15 protein-coding genes and 4 pseudogenes are annotated in these 18,022 nt (G+C 62.6%); 10 read left to right on the plus strand and 9 right to left on the minus strand.

All coding sequences use genetic code 11. From position 1 onward, the window contains the following. Window positions 1-64: 64 nt before the first annotated feature. A complete protein-coding gene (locus tag LDP01_RS08070; protein WP_224088350.1) occupies window positions 65-799 on the minus strand; it encodes a permease in 735 nt (244 codons plus the stop codon). A 262-nt stretch (window positions 800-1,061) separates the two neighbouring features. Between LDP01_RS08070 and LDP01_RS08075 the strand changes: the two are divergent. The 8 genes and pseudogenes from LDP01_RS08075 to asd all read left to right on the plus strand — a co-directional run bounded on the left by LDP01_RS08075 (window position 1,062) and on the right by asd (window position 9,340). Continuing rightward, a pseudogene (locus LDP01_RS08075) lies at window positions 1,062-1,761 on the plus strand (winged helix-turn-helix transcriptional regulator). A gap of 238 nt (window positions 1,762-1,999) precedes the next feature. Beyond that, the gene (gene mshD / locus LDP01_RS08080) at window positions 2,000-2,980 is read left to right on the plus strand and encodes a mycothiol synthase (RefSeq protein WP_224088352.1); all 981 of its coding nucleotides are present in this window, start codon (window positions 2,000-2,002) and stop codon (window positions 2,978-2,980) included. 104 nt (window positions 2,981-3,084) lie between these two features. Next, the gene (locus tag LDP01_RS08085) at window positions 3,085-5,334 is read left to right on the plus strand and encodes an RNA degradosome polyphosphate kinase (protein ID WP_224088354.1); all 2,250 of its coding nucleotides are present in this window, start codon (window positions 3,085-3,087) and stop codon (window positions 5,332-5,334) included. Window positions 5,335-5,343: 9 nt separating this feature from the next. Further along, window positions 5,344-6,312, plus strand: a complete 969-nt coding sequence (locus LDP01_RS08090) for an NUDIX hydrolase (protein WP_224088355.1) — start codon at window positions 5,344-5,346, stop codon at window positions 6,310-6,312. A gap of 135 nt (window positions 6,313-6,447) precedes the next feature. Next, window positions 6,448-7,252: pseudogene (locus LDP01_RS08095) on the plus strand (thymidylate synthase). Next, on the plus strand, window positions 7,249-7,848 hold the full coding sequence (locus LDP01_RS08100; RefSeq protein ID WP_224088356.1) for a dihydrofolate reductase: 600 nt from the start codon (window positions 7,249-7,251) through the stop codon (window positions 7,846-7,848). Before LDP01_RS08095 ends, LDP01_RS08100 begins: the two are co-directional and overlap by 4 nt. 19 nt (window positions 7,849-7,867) lie before the next feature. Beyond that, window positions 7,868-8,089: an NF038396 family protein gene (locus LDP01_RS08105; protein WP_224088357.1), complete on the plus strand. Its 222-nt coding sequence runs from the start codon at window positions 7,868-7,870 to the stop codon at window positions 8,087-8,089. Between the two features lie 107 nt (window positions 8,090-8,196). Continuing rightward, a pseudogene (gene asd / locus LDP01_RS08110) lies at window positions 8,197-9,340 on the plus strand (aspartate-semialdehyde dehydrogenase). Window positions 9,341-9,363: 23 nt separating this feature from the next. Here the strand turns inward: asd and LDP01_RS08115 are convergent. Further along, a complete protein-coding gene (locus LDP01_RS08115; protein ID WP_224088358.1) occupies window positions 9,364-10,368 on the minus strand; it encodes a DUF559 domain-containing protein in 1,005 nt (334 codons plus the stop codon). Window positions 10,369-10,615: 247 nt separating this feature from the next. Continuing rightward, window positions 10,616-11,759: pseudogene (locus LDP01_RS08120) on the minus strand (DNA glycosylase AlkZ-like family protein). Between the two features lie 86 nt (window positions 11,760-11,845). Between LDP01_RS08120 and LDP01_RS08125 the strand changes: the two are divergent. Then, window positions 11,846-12,325 (plus strand): hypothetical protein, encoded by a 480-nt coding sequence (locus tag LDP01_RS08125; protein ID WP_224088359.1) that lies wholly within the window; start codon window positions 11,846-11,848, stop codon window positions 12,323-12,325. Between the two features lie 25 nt (window positions 12,326-12,350). Here the strand turns inward: LDP01_RS08125 and LDP01_RS08130 are convergent, their stop codons facing one another. The 6 genes from LDP01_RS08130 to LDP01_RS08160 all read right to left on the minus strand — a co-directional run bounded on the left by LDP01_RS08130 (window position 12,351) and on the right by LDP01_RS08160 (window position 16,496). After that, window positions 12,351-13,418, minus strand: a complete 1,068-nt coding sequence (locus LDP01_RS08130; RefSeq protein ID WP_224088360.1) for a UDP-N-acetylmuramate dehydrogenase — start codon at window positions 13,416-13,418, stop codon at window positions 12,351-12,353. Between the two features lie 37 nt (window positions 13,419-13,455). After that, window positions 13,456-13,893, minus strand: a complete 438-nt coding sequence (locus LDP01_RS08135) for a MaoC family dehydratase (protein ID WP_224088361.1) — start codon at window positions 13,891-13,893, stop codon at window positions 13,456-13,458. Window positions 13,894-13,895: 2 nt separating this feature from the next. Further along, on the minus strand, window positions 13,896-14,357 hold the full coding sequence (locus tag LDP01_RS08140; protein ID WP_224088363.1) for an FAS1-like dehydratase domain-containing protein: 462 nt from the start codon (window positions 14,355-14,357) through the stop codon (window positions 13,896-13,898). 43 nt (window positions 14,358-14,400) lie between these two features. Further along, entirely contained in the window at window positions 14,401-14,625 is a 225-nt protein-coding gene (locus LDP01_RS08145; protein WP_224088365.1) for a DUF3188 domain-containing protein, read from the minus strand. An 84-nt stretch (window positions 14,626-14,709) separates the two neighbouring features. Beyond that, complete coding sequence (locus tag LDP01_RS08150) at window positions 14,710-15,630, minus strand: DUF2797 domain-containing protein (protein ID WP_527249041.1); 921 nt, start codon at window positions 15,628-15,630, stop codon at window positions 14,710-14,712. A gap of 2 nt (window positions 15,631-15,632) precedes the next feature. Beyond that, the gene (locus LDP01_RS08160; protein WP_224088372.1) at window positions 15,633-16,496 is read right to left on the minus strand and encodes an HpcH/HpaI aldolase/citrate lyase family protein; all 864 of its coding nucleotides are present in this window, start codon (window positions 16,494-16,496) and stop codon (window positions 15,633-15,635) included. A 455-nt stretch (window positions 16,497-16,951) separates the two neighbouring features. On the opposite strand from LDP01_RS08160, the gene LDP01_RS08165 reads away from it, so the two are divergent. Further along, a complete protein-coding gene (locus tag LDP01_RS08165) occupies window positions 16,952-18,022 on the plus strand; it encodes an ABC transporter substrate-binding protein (protein WP_224088374.1) in 1,071 nt (356 codons plus the stop codon).

Below are 18,022 nucleotides of genomic sequence, written 5' to 3' on the forward strand. Positions count from 1 at the left end.
CAGGCCAAGGAGAACGAGGAAGAAGATTTCAAATGCGAGTACAGACATGATGCAATCCTAACCGTTAGTAGATGAGTAGTTTGTCTATGAAGTAGGCCAAGGCTCCTACAGCCCACACCGGTGCGACGCCCATTCCCAATGCTGCCGGAATATTGAGCCGCCCGCGCCTGAGAGTAGTCATCCGCCGGAAGCACACGAGGACCGACCCGACCACGACGCCCACCAAGGCAGCAGGCAGCACGGCGATATCGGAAAAAACAAGTCCGGCCAAGGGGCCCATGAGTCCGGCCATGACGATGCCCAGGGGAGCCACAATCCGGTCCGGCCAACGAATGACGCCTACCAGGAGTGCCACTGCGGCGCTCAACCCGGCCACCAGGACCATTTCCTTGACGCCGTTGAACCGGGCGCCGGCGATCCATCCTGCACCGAGGCAATTCAACAGGACTCCGGCACAACAGCCGAGCGTGGACTCCAGGCGCTGCGCCTGCCCCGTTCCCCGCACGAGCTGGATGATGAACACCGCCATGACGCCCAAGGCAATGAAGGCGGGGGTACCATCCAGGAATCCAGGAGCCGGCATGTAAGCTGCCGTCAATGCCGACCCGGCACCGGCCAGGGCAATGACCGAGGCCAGGGTTTTCTTGGCCGGGACCGCAAGGAAATGCGGCCAACCAAGCCCTACAGCCGCGGACGCCACAATGCCAATGCCCACCATGGCTTCCCGGGAAACGAAGGTGCTGGCCACGATGGCTGCGAGCGCCACGAGTCCGAATACCCCGATGCTCCAAGACTTCACTGTGTGCCCGACCTCAATTCGATGCGCCTTACGACCTCCCGACAATCCTGCCTTATGGCGGGCGAATATGTCGTAATTCCGGTGGCAGCCCGTCACGAATCCCTGACTGGCGGGGCTCGGGTGGGTATACTCGGACTTCAACGGCCCACACTGTTTGCCTTGATTCCGTTACAACGGGCCAAGGCTTGCCAGCTGCCGTGACCGGCCGGTGAAATTCCGGTTTCGACGCCCGATGATGCGCGTACAGCCCATTGGAGGAACTATGTCGCACATCCTGCTCCTGACGAACAGCACCGGCTCTTCGGTGGACATTCTGCCTGCCCTTGAGCTGCTCAACCACCGTGTTCACATCCTCCCGGCAGAACCGACTGCGCTGCTCGAAACCGACCCCACGGACATCGTCTTCCTGGATGCCCGCAAGGACCTGGTGGGGGCACGCTCCCTGACGCAACTCTTGAAGGCCACCGGACTCAGCGCCCCGCTCATGCTGATTCTTACCGAGGGCGGCATGGCAGCCGTTTCCTCTGCATGGTCAGTGGATGACATCGTGCTGGACTCCGCGGGCCCCAGCTGAGGTCGAGGCGAGAATCCGCCTGGCCATGGCCCGTGCTGTACCAGGCGAAGAGGAGACCCAGACGGAGATCCGCGCCGCCGGCGTCGTTATCGATGAAGCGAGCTACACCGCCCGGGTCAGCGGCCAACCCCTGAACCTGACGTTCAAGGAATTCGAGCTCCTCAAGTACCTCGCCCAGCACCCCGGACGCGTGTTTACCCGTCAGCAGCTGCTGACCGAAGTCTGGGGCTACGACTACTACGGTGGCACCCGGACGGTAGACGTGCACATCCGACGCCTCCGCGCCAAGCTCGGTGTTGACCACGAGAATCTCATCAGCACGGTCCGCAACGTCGGTTATCGCCTGACCTTGGTCAGGCTCCCGGATGACGAACTCTCCGAAGCGTAGACCGCCGTCGACTGCGAAACGAAAAGAGGCCAGGATTCACATGAATCCTGGCCTCTTCCCTTTCCGTGGAGGACATACGGGTCGAACGTATCGAGGCCACCCCACTGGTGGATCCCCCCTGTGTTGACTTCACGGTGGGCCACAGAGCCGCCGCAAAGCCGAACGAGATAACGAGCCTACAGCCGTTTCAAGGGGACTTCAAATTACAGTGCTTGCCCCGGACGTATAGCCTTGCATCATGAGTCAAGCGCACCCTGAGAACTGGCCAGTACTGCTCGTCACCGGCGCCCTCGATCCCGAACTCCTCAAGGACTTCAGGACACTCGCAGCGGCCGCCGAGGAATCCGACGGCAACCCTCCCCTGTCTGAACAGACACTGGTCATGTTGCGTGGGGCCGATGCCGGCGATCACTCCGTCCTGTCACTTGCGCTTTATGCCCCGGACGAGGATTCAGATCCGGCGACCGGAGAAGACCTGGCGGGAATCGCCGTCGTCGTTGAAGCGCCCGGCCCATCGGGAACAACGGGTGTCCTCGAATTGGCAGTCCACCCCACCTACCGCAATCAAGGCGTAGCGGGCCGCCTGCTGGAGGCGCTGGAAGGCAAACGCGGTTTTGACGGCTTGAGTGCCTGGTCCCATGGCAATCACGAGGCCGCGGCGGAACTGGCCACCCGTTTTGGCTACGGTCCCGTGCGTGAACTGTGGAAGATGCGGCTGATGTCCTCCACGTCCGCACTGCCCGACGTCGGCCTCCCGGACGGGGTCTCATTACGTCCCTTCGTGCCGGGACAGGACGAGGACGCTTGGCTTGCAGCCAACCGCGCGGCCTTCTCGCACCATCCCGAGCAGGGCTCCATGACGCGGGCCGATCTTGAGGCCCGCAAGGCCGAAGATTGGTTTGATCCCGCCGGCTTCCTCCTGGCCGTTAGTGACGCAGGCGAACTGCTGGGATTCCACTGGACCAAGGTTCACCCGCGGCAGGGACCCCATCCCGCGATCGGCGAGGTGTACGTAGTGGGTGTCACGCCCGGAGCGCAGGGCCTGGGGTTGGGCAAGGCACTCACCGTGGCCGGAATCAGGTACCTGCAGGACAAGGGCCTGCACGCCGTCATGCTTTACGTCGATGCCGACAACCGGGCCGCGGTATCCCTATACCAGAAGCTTGGCTTCATCCGTTGGGACACCGATGTGATGTATGGACCTTTAACCAAGAATTAACCTCAGCATCCCGCTGCAAGGAAAGCCCGGGACTTCTTGGATTCGGGCACCGGAATTGCTTGTAATGTGGGAGGAAACCCAGTCCTGAGCTTAGGAGAACCCCCATGCAGCCGGACCCCGTCGGCACCGCCGGATCCACTTCGAAGGGCGCCACACTGCCCCCACGCTTCGGATCATCGGAAGTGCCGGCTTCACGAGCCACCCAGGACCGCATTGACATCCCGGAATTTGCGCCGAGCCTGGAACCCGAAGGCGACATCACGCCGGACCGTTTCCTGGACCGTGAACTCAGCTGGCTCGCATTCAACTCCCGCGTTTTGGAGCTCGCGGAGGATCCGGACCTCTTTCTCCTGGAACGCGTGAATTTCCTGTCGATCTTTGCCTCCAACCTCGACGAGTTCTTCATGGTCCGCGTTGCCGGTTTGAAGCGGCGCATCGCCACCGGGCTTGCTGTTCCCTCCCCCGCCGGCCTGAGCCCCATCGAGGTGCTGGAGCAGATCGGCCAGGAGGCGCACAAGCTGCAGGAACGCCACGCGCGTGTCTTCGCCGAACAGATCCGTCCTGCCCTGGCTTACGAGCACATCCACATCATGCACTGGAATGAATTGGATGAAGATGCCCGTCACCGGATCAGCATCATGTTCCAGGAGAAGGTCTTCCCGATCCTGACGCCCCTGGCCGTGGATCCCGCACACCCCTTCCCCTACATTTCCGGCCTCTCGCTGAACCTTGCTGTGATTGTCAGCAACCCCATCAGCGACAAGGAACTCTTCGCCCGTGTAAAGGTTCCGGACCAGCTGCCGCGCCTGATCTCCGTGGACGGCCCCCGTGCAGGTGCCATTCCTGGCCGTGTTGCCCGCTTCATTGCGTTGGAAGAAGTCATCGCAGTCCACCTGGACAAGCTCTTCCCCGGCATGGAAGTCCTGGAGCACCACACCTTCCGCGTCACCCGCAACGAGGACCTTGAGGTAGAAGAAGACGACGCCGAGAACCTCCTCCAGGCCTTGGAGAAGGAACTCCTCCGCCGCCGCTTCGGCCCTCCTGTGCGTCTGGAAGTCACCACGGACATCAACCCGAACATCAAGGCTCTGCTCATCCGGGAACTCGGCGTTGAAGAGTCCGAGGTCTACTCGGTTCCGGCGCCCCTGGACCTCCGTGGCCTCTCTGCGATCAGCGCCATTGACCGCCCCGACCTCCACTACCCCAAGCATGTCCCGCACACGTCCCGGTATCTCAATGAATCCGAAACGTCCAAGGCGGCCAACGTGTTTGCCGCCATGCGCCGCCGGGACATCCTGCTCCACCACCCGTACGACTCGTTCTCCACTTCCGTTCAGGCATTCCTTGAACAGGCTGCCGCGGACCCCAAAGTCCAGGCCATCAAACAGACCCTGTACAGGACGTCCGGCGACTCCCCCATCGTTGACGCGTTGATCGATGCCGCAGAAGCCGGCAAACAGGTCCTTGCCCTGGTGGAGATCAAGGCCCGCTTTGACGAGCAGGCAAACATCTCCTGGGCCCGGAAGCTGGAACAGGCGGGCGTACACGTTGTGTACGGCATTGTGGGCCTGAAGACCCACTGCAAGTTGTCTTTGGTGGTCCGGCAGGAAGTGGATGGCCTGCGCCGCTATTGCCACATCGGTACCGGCAACTACCACCCGCGGACCGCCCGCTACTATGAGGACCTCGGCTTGCTCACGGCGAACGAGCAAGTGGGCGAAGACCTGTCCAAGCTGTTCAACCAGCTCTCCGGATACGCACCGAAGTCCACGTTCAAACGGCTGCTCGTGGCGCCGCGTTCCGTGCGTGCCGGCCTCATCGAGAGGATCGAAGCGGAAATCCGCAACGCCCGCGCCGGCGTTCCTGCCCGCGTCCAGATCAAGGTCAATTCCATGGTGGACGAAGCCATCATCGACGCCCTCTACCGCGCCTCGCAGGCCGGTGTGATGGTGGACGTGGTGGTCCGTGGCATCTGCTCCCTCCGGCCAGGCGTACCGGGCCTGAGCGAAAACATCACGGTCCGCTCCATCCTCGGCCGGTTCCTGGAACACTCCCGCGTCTTTGCTTTTGCGAACGGTGGGGACCCTGTGGTTTACATCGGATCCGCAGACATGATGCACCGCAACCTGGACCGGCGTGTTGAGGCACTCGTCCAGTTGGCCAGCAAGGAAGACACCGCCACGGTCGTGGACCTCATGAACCGTTATGTGGACGACGGAACCGCGAGTTGGCACTTGGACAACCAAGGTCATTGGACCAGGCACCACCTTGACGAGGATGGAAAGCCTCTGTTGGACATGCAGTCCTGGCTCCTTGCATCCCGGTCACGCCAGCGTGCAGCGGCCCGGCGGTAAGGGAACCTGTTGAAAAGCGATACCCCCGTGGCGGATCAGACGGACCACCCCGGTGAACGGGTGGCCGTTGTTGCGGCCGGTGCAATTCCTTGGCGGGTTCAGAAGGGCGCCCTTGAGGTGCTCCTGATCCACAGGCCCCGCTACGACGATTGGTCCTGGCCCAAAGGAAAGCTCGACGACGGCGAAACAGTTCCGCAGTGCGCCGTCCGTGAAGTGCATGAAGAGATCGGCCTCAACAGTTCGCTCGGCGTGCCGTTGCCACCCATTCATTACCATGTCAGTGCTGGCCTGAAAGTTGTGCACTACTGGGCTATGCGGGTCAACGGCGAACGGCTGCGGCCCGACGGCAAGGAAGTAGACAGCGTCATGTGGTGCAGCCCGGACAGGGCTGCGTCCTTCCTCAGCAACCCCACCGATGTGGAGCCCCTCGAGTACCTTGAGAAGGCCCACATCCGGGGCGAATTGGATACGTGGCCGCTCGTATTGATCCGCCACGCAAAGGCAAAGCCCAGGTCCTCATGGACCAAGGCTGAGGGGGAGCGTCCGCTGGCCGCCACTGGGCAACGCCAGGCGGCGGCCGTCCAGCGCCTGTTGGAAGTGTGGAAGCCACAACGGATAGTTACCAGCCCGTGGACCCGCTGCGTAGCAACCATTGCCCCCTACGCCAAGGCAAGCGGAGCGAAGGTAAAGCTGGCTGAAGCCCTTACCGAGCACAACCACAACCGGTCACCCAAGAAAACGGCCGCCACAGTGGAGGCCCTGTTCGATAAGCAGGTGCCAATCGCCGTGTGCACCCATCGCCCGGCGTTGCCCACCATCCTGAACCAACTGGGCCAGCACATGTCAGCCGCCTTGCGGGGGTTGCTGCCAACGTCCGATCCGTTCCTTTCTCCGGGCGAGGTCATCGTCTGCCAGGTTGCCCGTGGTTCCGAGCGGAAGATCGTGTCGGTGGAACAGGTCAAGCCTTTCGACGACTAGCCACGCCGCAGCCTGGCGGCAAATCCCGGGGTTGCCGCCGCGCGCGCCTACAAGGGTTTCGGTCTGCGGCGTCGGTGATGAGACACTCATCGATCCACTGAGGGCTGGCATGGTCCAAACCAGTAAGCTGGACTCGTGAGCATCCCCACCCCGTATGAAGACCTCCTGCGCGACGTCATGGCCAATGGCACGCATAAGTCGGACCGCACCGGAACCGGAACGCGCAGCGTCTTCGGGCGTCAATTGCGCTTCGACCTCGCCGAAAGCTTCCCGCTCATCACCACCAAGCGGGTCCACTTCAAATCCGTGGCAGTGGAGCTCCTGTGGTTCCTTCGCGGCGATTCGAACGTGAAGTGGATGCAGGACCAAGGCGTTTCCATTTGGGACGAATGGGCGGACGCCGACGGCGAACTCGGCCCCGTGTACGGTGTGCAGTGGCGCAGCTGGCCCACACCCGACGGTGGGCATATCGACCAAATCTCCGAGCTCATGGCCAACCTGGCTGCCAATCCGGATTCCCGGCGACACATCGTTTCCGCGTGGAACGTCGCCGAGCTCAAGGACATGGCGCTCCCGCCCTGCCATGCGTTCTTCCAGTTCTACGTGGCGGACGGAAAGTTGTCCTGCCAGCTGTACCAACGCTCCGCGGACACGTTCCTGGGCGTTCCCTTCAACATTGCCTCCTACGCCCTGCTGACGTGCATGGTCGCCCAGCAGTTGGGGCCTGGAGCCGGGCGAGTTCGTCTGGACAGGCGGTGACGTCCACATTTACGACAACCACGTGGAACAAGTCACCGAGCAGCTCACCCGTGAACCGTACGAGTATCCACAACTGAAAATCCTCCGCAAGCCGGACTCGATCTTCGACTACACCCTGGACGACTTCGAGGTTGTGGGCTACCGGCACCACCCCACCATCAAGGCGCCGATCGCCGTATGAGCACTCCCCCATCCGAGAATCCTTCCCAGCTTCCGGGCGTCATTTTCACCCAGGAAACCGCAGCCAAAATGACCGGTGTCGGCATGATCTGGGCCCAGACCAAAGCCGGTGTCATTGGCAATGATGGCTCCATGCCGTGGCACCTCCCCGAGGACCTCAAGCACTTTAGCCAGCTGACCACGGGACACCCCGTCATCATGGGCCGCAAGACCTGGGAATCGTTCCCGGACAAGTACCGTCCCCTGCCCGGGCGCACCAACATTGTGGTGACCCGCAACCCGGAGTGGGCTTCCACGCCTGAGGCCGAGGGCGCCGTCGTGGTTTCCTCCCTGGACGCAGCCCTGCTGGAATCCCAGTTCGCACCCGGTGGCCAAAAGGTTTGGATCATCGGCGGCGGCCAGATTTTTGAACAGTCGATGGGAATTGCCAACGTTGCCGTCATCACCATCATCGATGCAGACCTCGACGGCGATACCTTCGCGCCTGAACTCGGCGACGACTGGACTTTTGATACTGCCGCGCCGGACGAAGGCTGGCTGACGGCCAGGAACGGCACACAATACCGGTTCACCACGTGGCGCCGGACGGAAACCTAGAAACCAGGACATGCACCGAATGCTGAAGAAACCCGAAACATTGTTCGTACTGGGATACATGCTGCTGCCGCTTTTCGCGCTGATTTCAGCCATTGTTGGACTGACCATGATTCTTGGCGGCAACCGCATCGTCGGCATCATCGTGTTGATCGTCGTCACACAGGTCTTCACGTTCGGTGCGTTCTTCGCCTTGCGCAAGCGCAAAGACGTGCTGCTGCAAGGGCCCGACGCCGGGAACTAGCCGCGGCGGTCGGCCTGCCTACCGCTTGGGGCGAGTTCCGGCGTCGTGCGTTGCGTGCGTGACGTAACCAACAGCGGCTCTTCGCCGCAAAAGTTTAGACTGGGTAAATGACTACAGCAGCTAATCCGTCCGTTGGACTGGTCGGTTGGCGTGGCATGGTCGGCTCCGTCCTGATGCAGCGCATGCAGGACGAGAACGACTTCGCCAACATCAACCCGGTATTTTTCTCCACCTCGAACGCAGGAGGTGCCGCCCCTTCCTTTGCTGACGGGGCTGGCAAGCTCGAGGACGCGTTCGATATTGAGACGCTTGCCAAGCTGCCGATTATTGTTACCGCCCAGGGTGGCGACTACACCAAGCAGGTTCACGGCGAACTCCGCAGCCGTGGCTGGGATGGCCTCTGGATCGATGCTGCCTCCACCCTGCGCATGAACGACGACTCGATCATCGTGCTGGACCCCATCAACCGCGACGTCATCGACGCCGGCCCTGTCCGGCGGCGTGAAGGACTACATCGGCGGCAACTGTACCGTTTCCTGCATGCTCATGGGCCTTGGCGGGCTGTTCAAGAACAACCTGGTCGAATGGGGCACCTCCATGACGTACCAGGCTGCCTCCGGTGGCGGCGCCCGCCACATGCGCGAGCTCCTGAACCAGTTCGGCACCCTCAACAACGAGGTAAGCAGCGAACTTCAGGATCCGGCCTCGGCCATCCTGGAGATCGACCACAAGGTTCTCGCCGCTCAGCGCACTGGCGTTGACGCCACCCAGTTCGGCGTTCCGCTGGCCGGTTCGCTCATTCCCTGGATCGATGCCGACCTCGGCAACGGCCAGTCCAAGGAAGAGTGGAAAGCCGGGGTCGAGACCAACAAGATCCTCGGAACGGGCAAGGGCACCGCGGGCAAGGACCACATCGCCATGGATGGCCTGTGCATCCGCATCGGCGCCATGCGCTCCCACTCCCAGGCCCTCACGCTCAAGCTGCGCGAAGACCTGTCCGTCACGGAGATCGAGAACCTCCTGGCCAAGGACAACGAGTGGGCCAAGGTTGTTCCGAACACCAAGGAAGCCTCCATGGCGGACCTGACTCCTGTGGCTGCTTCCGGCACCCTGGACATTCCCGTTGGCCGTATCCGCAAGCTCGAAATGGGCCCGGAGTACATCAGCGCCTTTACCGTGGGCGACCAGCTCCTGTGGGGTGCAGCTGAGCCGCTGCGCCGCATGCTGAACATCGTTACGGGCAAGCTCTAGGCCCCGTCCGCGCTTTTTCGTCGTCAACCCGCTGTTCCGTTGCTGCCCAGCAACGGAACAGCGGGTTTTCCGCGTTCTACCCGCGATCCGCCCAACGCCTCCCTGAGCTTGCGGTCGACGTCCCATGGCCTGCTGAGATCGTCCCATTCGATGCGGACCACTTTCCACCCTTGGGCTTGGAGTGCCTTCTCCCGGCGTCGCTCCTGAAAGACCACTTCCTCCGTGGGTGCGTAATCGAAGTATTTGGCACGGCCGTCAAACTCCAGAATCACCTTGTTTTCCGGCCAGCCGAAGTCTCCCCGGTACCGGCCTATGGGTGTATCGACTTCGAGCTGAAGCACCGCTCCGTGGATCCCCAACTTGTCCAGAAGCACTCGTGTGCGGGTCTCCCCCACGGATTCCGAACGTGCATCCATTGCGTCCAGAACCCGACGCAAGCGTCGTGCACCTCTTGTGATTTTGCCAGTGTCCACATAGCCCTGCATCAAAAGCGGATCAGCGCCCCTGCGTACAGCTTGGTCTGCGATCACCAATGCCCGCTCAAAAGCCAGGGTCCGTGCACAGTCCACCACCGTGCGCTCAAGGCTCGTGACTTTGACGGGTCGTCGCCAGGCCGCCTGCAGCTCAACGATCTCCGCGGACTCCAGTGGACCACCGTGCGCCGATACATCTTCCCCGGAGCTCGCCTGTGCTGGCCAGAACGGCGTGGTGACATGCACCAGTGGGCCACCATCCCACGGTGAGCATCCATGAAGTCGCGCGGCACTCAAATGGCTGTAGATGTTGGCGACACGTGATCCGCTCTGATGCGCTTGGATCCTCAGCATGTCCTGCTCCCAAGGACTTCGCCGGCGCCAGTCCACGGCACGGGCGTACACGCCACGTCTTAGCCTGAGCAGCTTTCCCGATCGCACACCCGCCGTAAGCACCCGGTCGCCGAGACCATTCTCGGCGAGGTCCGCTGTCACAGCGATCATGTTATCCGGCCAGTTGCCGGCGATCAGGGCGTCAAGTTTCTGTGGCTTCATGGGGTCCATCGTGCGTCTGCCGTTGGCCTCGCGGACAGCCTTTCAGGGCCGTATGTGGACAACTACGGCCCGTCGGCCATGGATACTCCAATGCCCCACGTCGCTGGACCTCCATGCCCAGTCGCGGACCCGCTAACCCGTTGTTGGCCAACGACGCGGGAGCGGGCAAACCACGGGGAAGCGGGCAACCCACGGGGAAGCGGGCAACCCACGGGCTAGGCAGGTGCAGGGCAGGGCAAGCCCGGCCTCAGCCCGCCATGAACTTCAGGTAAGCCCGCCCCTGCGCCTGGAACGAACGCTCCGCGGCCGGGCCCAGCTGTCCTTCGAAGGGGTCAGGAACAACGCCGGGCGCCTTGCCGTTGCCGGTCCTGGCCCACGTGCCCACCACTTCTCCCCCGGCCACGATGATTCGTTTGAACACTCCGTTCCTGCCCGGCACCACCAATTCAGCATGCTCTGGTGCAAGGACCAGGCTTCGGTCCTGGTAACCGAGCAGGAATTCATCGAAGCCAGGAAGAGCCAGCAACGCGCGCGAGCCGGGGACGCCGTCGTCGAGCAGTGCTGCTGTTTCAGGCGAAAGCCAATAGCTGGTACCGCCAAACGGCAGCTCCACCAATCGATCCTGAACCGAGGCGAGGGCCTTGCGCGCTTCCGTGAGGGGCACTTGGCTCCACCAGGCGAAGTCCTTCACCGTCGCAGGCCCCGTGGCTGCGGATGTAACGGAAGAGAAGCTCGGCTATGCCTTCCTCGCGATCAAGGTCCCTGGAGTCCTTGATCCACTCGTCGAAGGGCACAAACAATTGTTGGACGCCCACTTTGCCGCGTGAACCAGCCATGGGGCCTTGAACAAGCCATGCACGCTGGCACAGGCTTCCAAGCAGATGGATGCCACGCTGGGCCTTGGTGATTTGGCCTGCTTCCTCGAAGGCGTCGAAGAGTTGCTCGCGCGTGGCCCCGCGTCCGCCGTCGGCCGTCCTGAGGGACTCCAACGTCTTCAGTGCGATGTCCCGGCAATGGCTGATGTCCTCGGCGGTGATGCCAAGCTCCCGGTGCCGCCCTGCCACCATGTTCATGAGTCGTGGGCTGGTGATTCGCAGGATCCAGCGGAGATCCTCCGGTGCCAGGAGATGCAGTGTTCCCCGCATTGGCCACGACCGGACTATGGTTCCGGAGTCAAGGGCTGCGCGGACGTCGGAAGCGGCAGATCCCGGGACACGCTGCCCCACCGCCCAGAGCGCGGACCCGAGATCCTGCGCCTGCATGGCTGTCATCCACCGAACCGCTTCCGGTACTGAGGCAAAACCACCATTCAGGAGTCCCTGGCCAGCCAGCCGCAGGCGGCCCATGATTCGCGGAGTGATAGTGGCAGGGCGCGCTTGGGGTGCAGGCATGCTCCATCCTAAAAGCGCCCACCCGGTACAGGGAACCTTGCAGGACCTCCCAGCAGCCTTCCAGCACAGTTTCCTAGGATGGCTGCATGCTCTTTGGTGATCTTGCTCCGCTTGTGCGGCCGCTCAGCCGGTGGTTGGCGGCGGCTGGCTGGTGCTGCACCGTCGTCGGGCTTGGAACGGGCCTCGTTGTGGCCGTTGGTACAGGAGTCAGCCTCACGCCTGCCATGCAGGTCATCCAGATGGCGGGGCTGGTGGCGACTGCCACTGCCGCGCTGCTCATCGGCACCGCAGCCGCCATCCAACCTGTTGCCGACCCCGGGGACGACACTCCGGAGCCCTGGTTCTACCCCGCGGCCGCAGCACAAGTACGCAGCTTCCTGCTGGGTGCCATCGTGATGCTCCTTGGCCTGGTGGGCTTCGCCATGGCAGGGCTCTTCATGCCCAGCGGCCCCTCACCCCAAAGCATTGCCTTCAGCCAGATCTTCTTGCTGGGATCGGTGAGTTGCGGGCTGACCTTCCTGCTGCTCAACAAAGTCCTGCCCATCGCCGCACGACGCACACGCTGAGCCCGCCACAGTCTGCTGTGTCGGGCTAGAGGGAAACGCCAATCAGCAACGGTTCCGGGTGCAGCTCAATGCCGAAGCGATTCACGACGCCGGCACGCACTTCGCGCGCGATAGCCACCATGTCCGACGCCGAGGCCGAGCCGCGGTTGGTGATCGCCAAGGTGTGCTTGGTGGACAGGGATGCCCTGCCACCGGACACACTGGTTGCATCGAGTCCGAAACCCTTGCCGAATCCCGCGTGATCGATGAGCCAGGCAGCGGAAAGTTTTACCAGTCCGTCTTCACCTGCCGGGTACTTCGGCGCGTTTTCCGGCAACCCTGCGGCGCGTTCGGCCGGGATGATCGGGTTGGTGAAGAACGAGCCCGTGGAGTAAGTGTCCCGGTCTGCGGCGTCCAAGACCATGCCTTTGGACGCGCGGAGCCGGAGGACTTCCCGGCGGACATCGTTGGAGTAGGCACGTTTGCCGGCTTCCACGCCCAGCAGACGGGCGAGTTCACCGTACCGGATGGGGGCGCTCATTCGCCCCAGCGGCAATTGGAATTCAACAGTCAGCACCACGTAGCGCGGGGAACCTTCCACGGTGGTCTGCTTCAGGATGGAATCGCGGTAGCCAAACTTGAGTTCTGAGTTGGTGAACGTCTGAACTGCGTTGCATTCCCGGTCCCAGGTCCGCACGGTGGCGATGGTTTGTGAGACATCCGCCCCATACGCGCCAACGTTCTGTACCGGCGTGGCACCTGTGGCCCCCGGGATGCCGGACAGGGCCTCAAGGCCGGACCAAGCATGCAGGACCGAGTACTCCACCAACGCGTCCCAATTATGGCCGGCCTGAACCACCACGGACACACCGCCGCAGCTGTCTTCCGAGTCCACGGTGAAGCCCTCGGACGCTATCTTCAGGACCGTGCCGGGGTAGCCTTCGTCCGAGATCAGGAGGTTGGAACCCCCGCCAATGATGAGGAGTTTCTCCCCCGCAGCGTCAGCCGACCGCACGGCGTCGATGATTTCAGCCTCATTGCGGGCCTCTACATAGTTTCCTGCCGGGCCACCGACGGCAGCCGTGGTCAGGTCGGAAAGCAGCGTCTGGGTCACCTATCAAGCCTAACGGGGAATGAAGTGCTCACATGATTCAAGAGACCTTCACCACTGCTTGGCTCTTCATGAGGACTTTCTGTCCGGCGGCTATAACAGTGAGGTCGATGCGCACGGTGCCTGCCTCGGCGTCGAGGGCTCCCACTACCCCGGTGACATCGATAACTGCACCGGCCTCGTCCGTTCCGGTGGTGTCAGCCACCAGGACCGGCTTGGTGAAGCGCGTCTGGTAATCAACGACGGCGGCGGGGTCCCCGGCCCAGTCGCTGACAAGCTGCACAGCCGAGCCCATGGTGAACATGCCATGGGCGATCACGCCGGGCAGCTCAACGGAGGTCGCAAATGCTTCGTTCCAGTGGATCGGGTTGAAGTCCCCCGACGCGCCGGCGTACTTGACCAGGTCCTGGCGGGTGACCTCAATGCTGCGTGTGCCAATTTCCTGGCCGACCGTCAGTTCTTCGAATTTCGGGCTCATGGTTACTGTCCCTCTCCGCGTACCAGGATGGACGAGGTGGTTGTGGCTACTTTTTCACGGTCATCGTTGCCGTCGAGGGCGAAAATCTCAGAACGCGTTGTGATCATCGCGCCGCCGCCCATGGCCCGCACTCCATCAACATGCAGTTCAGCCACGAGGCGGTCCCCAGCCACAATGGCGCGGTGATGCGTAAAGCGCTGGTCCGCGTGGACCACGCGGGAGAAGTCGATGCCGGACTCGGGGTCCTCCACAAGCTGGGCGTCGGCGCGCTGGGCAACAATGATGGCAAACGTGGGCGGGGCTACAAGATCGCTGTGCCCCATGGCCCGTGCAGTCTCAACGTCAAAGTGCGCAGGATTGCTGGCCTTCACGGCCTTCGCAAATTCGCGGATCTTCTCGCGGCCGACGTCATAAACTTCTGCGGCAGGGTAGCTTCGGCCCTGCAGGTCCGGATTGATACTCATGGTCCAACCCTATCGGGCCGAGGACCCCCGGGTGGTGTTGCGACTACTTCTTGTAGGTCTTGCGGATCTTCTGGCCGCGGACTACGAGCCCTGTGACGTGGAGCAGCAGCCCGACACCGATCACGGGCAGTGATGCAATGGCCAGTCCCTGGTTGCCGGTCGTGTTCCCGGCAATGGAAAGGATGAGTCCGACGGCGATGAGCCCCATGGCGCTGAAAACCAGCGTTTTGTAGGCGGTGGACGAGGTGGCCCAGAATTCGTTCAGCACCGTCCAAGTCTACCGGTGCCCGTTGCGAGGCCCGCTCTGCGCCCCAAAACCCACAAGTAACACGCAGACCAGGCCCACAAGGGGTTAGAACAAAGAATCCTGCAGCGCAGGGATTTCCGTGATGTGGGGGCCGAACTCGATCTTGCGTCCCTTCAGGGCGCCCAGGTCTGCCACGAAACTTCCCTGAACCAGGTTCCCGGAAGCATCAGGCAGACCGGCCAAGGCTATGGCACCGCAAAGTGAGTGGATCCGAAAACCATGCCCGCCGCCGTCGAACGCTGCCGGGTAGGGGTGGCGCGACGAACCGGCGGCACGAACGGTGCAGAGCCGGTCAGCCAATGCCGGCCGATCCCACTCTTCCTCCACAACGGCGAAGCCGGTCATGGCAAGTCCGCCCAGCAAGGCGCGCACCTGCGCGGCATGCCGGCGATTGATGGCAGCAAGCTCGACGTCGGGACGCGGCTCAACAAGCGACGCCGCCTTGGCAGCGGAACGGATCTGCTGGACGAGTCCAAGCTCGCGGGTCACGAGATCCTCAAGCACTCGAACAACCCGGCCGTCCTCGGCAAGGGCAACATAGGCAGCCTGCACGGCACCCTGCTCGGCCAACCGGTTCCACTTGCGCGGAGCCGAGGCAGTCCCGATCTTGGTTGCCCCATTGGCGAACGTTGCAACGTACAGCCAGTGTGGCTGCATGAGGTAAGCGCGAAGACCGGCGGGCACAGAGCTGCCCCGGTGGAAATCATGCATGAGCCGGGAATCGTCCCGGGCAAAGCAGGCCCCGCACTGCTTCCCACGCTCGGCTGGGGAACCGCTGCGGCAAGGAACATGGGTGCGCTTGCCCGGCCCGTGGACTTTCGTATGGCCAAGGCACCACACCCCGGGCATGACGCGCAGGCCCAGGGTTGAACCCGGGGCCAGCGCAACGTCGGTGAACTCCCCGTCGGGCTGCAATAACCTCAAAGCCGGTGAGGAAGAGTCCCAAGCTATGCCGTGGACCAGCATGGCTACAGGGAGGGCTGAACCCCGAAGGCAACTGCGAGCTTCATGATCTTCTCGGCCCGGCCAAGGCGTGGAAGGTCCGAACCGTCCCGGATCACCCTGCCGTTGGCTTCGAAGTCGCTCATGAAGTCGGTGGCCCACGCAACGTCCGACGGCGTGGGGCTGATGACCTCATTGATCACGGTGGTCTGGTCGATTGCCAGGCACAGCTTGCCGGTCATGCCCATGGTTACGGTGATGCCGGTCTGCTCGCGCAGGATGGGGTGGTTGGTGCCGACCGTCGGGCCATCAATGGGGCCGGGCAGGTTGCCGACACGGCTGGCAACGACGAGCTTGGCGCGCGGGTAGGCCATGGCCTCGGGGGTGGCGGCCATGCCGGTGTCGCGGCGGAAGTCACCTGAACCGAACGCCAGGCGGAACGCGCCCTGGGCGCGGGCAATGTGGTTGGCTTCCTCGATGCCGAGGGCGGACTCAACCAGTGCAATCACGGGGGTCTTGCCGTCCATGCGGTGGTAGGACTCCGTAACCTGGTCCGCGGACTCGGTCTTGGCGAGCATCACTCCGAGCAGGCCCGGGGTGCCGCGGAGGCCGGCGAGGTCGTCTGCCCAAAAGGGGCTGGTGGCGTCATTGATGCGAACCCAGGCCTGACCGCCGGACCTCAGCCAGTTCACGACATTCTCGCGGGCCGTGTCCTTCTGGGATGGGTCAACAGCGTCTTCGATGTCCAGGATAATGGCGTCTGCCCGTGAACCCGCGGATTCGTCAAAAAGTTCCGTCTTCATGGCGTTCACAAGGAGCCAGGAGCGGGCGATATCGGCGGGAATATTGCGGGTAGGCCGAATGGATTCGGCGGCGATGCTAGACGTCATGTATCTACCGTATCCGGCAAGCGGCCCGGAGGGCGAAGAAATCTGCCCGGTTGTGAGGATCAATACGAACTAAAGCCCTTATGACTGTGCCCTCCCCCAGTATGACTGTCCGACTGCGGCACGCGGCTTTCGTTTCCAGCGCACCCCGCGCGGTGGGTCATTGAACTCAGCAGTGTCGTCATTGGGCTCAACACAATCTTCATCCGGCTCAACGCTGCGACTTTGTTTCCGTCGATTGCATTTCATGGCTTCGCGTTGCGCCCGGTTGCCCGCTGTTTCAGAGCGTTTCCCGCTGTTTCCCGCGGTTTCCCGCGGTTTCCCGCGGTTTCCCACTATGAACGCTCCGCTTTCCACGGGCCACCCGGATGGGCTTACATCGTTCCCAAGCCCATCGTTCCCAAGCCGGTGAACATACGGCTCCCCAACCGAAACACAATCACTCGAAAGTAGCTCCCATGAAACTGCACTTGCCCCTGCTGAGCGTCGCGGCCGCCGTCGTACTAGCGCTGACGGTGTCCGGCTGCGGCGGTGCAGCCGAAGCCGGACAAGCCAACCAACCCGGCAACGAGGTCAAGGAACTCCGCTACCAAGGCTCGGCCAACAACGTGACCTTCCCTGAGCTTGCTGCGGACCTCGGATACCTGGGCGATCTGAAGCTGAACTGGGTGGGCAACACCACCAGCGGCCCGCAGGACATCCAGTCCGCGGCTACCAACCAGACGGACTTCGGCGGCGCATTCTCCGGAGCCGTGGTGAAGCTCATCGAAGCGGGCGCCCCTGTGAAGGCCGTGGTCAATTACTACGGCTCGGACGAGAAGACCTTCAACGGCTATTACGTGAAGGCGGACAGCTCCATCAAGGGACCCCGTGACCTGATTGGCAAGAAGATCGCAGTCAACACACTGGGCGCACACCACGAGGCGGTCATCAATACGTACCTGACGCAGAACGGTCTCAGCCCGGACGAGATCAAGCAGGTCCAGCTCGTCCCCTTGGCACCGAACGATACGGAGGAAGCCATCCGCCGAGGCCAGGTGGACGCGGGCACCCTTGGCGGAGTGCTGCAGGACAGGGCCGTTGAGGCCGGCGGACTACGTTCACTGTTCAGCGATGTGCAGTTGTTCGGCAACTTTGCAGGCGGCCAGATCGTGCTCCGGAACGACTTCATCGAAAAGAACCCAAACACCACCCGCACGTTCACTACCGGCGTTGCCAAAGCCATCAAATGGGCAGCGGAAACACCGCGCGACGAAGTCATTGCCCGCTTCACCAAGATCATCGAAAACCGCGGACGCAATGAGAGCACGGCCAACCTGAAGTTCTGGAAGAGCCCTGGGGTTCCGGACAGCGGTGTGATCAAGGACGAGGACTTTACCCGCTGGGAGGCGTGGCTGAACTCTGCCGGGATCGTGAAGGACAAGCTCACGCCGTCCAAGTACTACACCAACGAATTCAACGATCTCGCCGGTGCCACGAACGGCACAGCTACTGACGCAGCCAAGACTGACGCAGCCAGGAAGGGATAG

Origin of the sequence: Arthrobacter sp. StoSoilB13, from assembly GCF_019977255.1 — a bacterium.
Taxonomy (GTDB): Bacteria; Actinomycetota; Actinomycetes; order Actinomycetales; family Micrococcaceae; genus Arthrobacter.

Bases quoted from the DNA above. Each gene is read 5' to 3' on its own strand.
- mshD (WP_224088352.1), top strand. From the start codon at position 2,000: ATGAGTCAAGCGCACCCTGAGAACTGGCCAGTACTGCTCGTCACCGGC.
- LDP01_RS08085 (WP_224088354.1), top strand. From the start codon at position 3,085: ATGCAGCCGGACCCCGTCGGCACCGCCGGATCCACTTCGAAGGGCGCC.
- LDP01_RS08100 (WP_224088356.1), top strand. From the start codon at position 7,249: ATGAGCACTCCCCCATCCGAGAATCCTTCCCAGCTTCCGGGCGTCATT.
- LDP01_RS08105 (WP_224088357.1), top strand. From the start codon at position 7,868: ATGCTGAAGAAACCCGAAACATTGTTCGTACTGGGATACATGCTGCTG.
- LDP01_RS08115 (WP_224088358.1), bottom strand. From the start codon at position 10,368: ATGAAGCCACAGAAACTTGACGCCCTGATCGCCGGCAACTGGCCGGAT.
- LDP01_RS08125 (WP_224088359.1), top strand. From the start codon at position 11,846: ATGCTCTTTGGTGATCTTGCTCCGCTTGTGCGGCCGCTCAGCCGGTGG.
- LDP01_RS08135 (WP_224088361.1), bottom strand. From the start codon at position 13,893: ATGAGCCCGAAATTCGAAGAACTGACGGTCGGCCAGGAAATTGGCACA.
- LDP01_RS08140 (WP_224088363.1), bottom strand. From the start codon at position 14,357: ATGAGTATCAATCCGGACCTGCAGGGCCGAAGCTACCCTGCCGCAGAA.
- LDP01_RS08150 (WP_527249041.1), bottom strand. From the start codon at position 15,630: ATGCTGGTCCACGGCATAGCTTGGGACTCTTCCTCACCGGCTTTGAGG.
- LDP01_RS08160 (WP_224088372.1), bottom strand. From the start codon at position 16,496: ATGACGTCTAGCATCGCCGCCGAATCCATTCGGCCTACCCGCAATATT.
- LDP01_RS08165 (WP_224088374.1), top strand. From the start codon at position 16,952: ATGAAACTGCACTTGCCCCTGCTGAGCGTCGCGGCCGCCGTCGTACTA.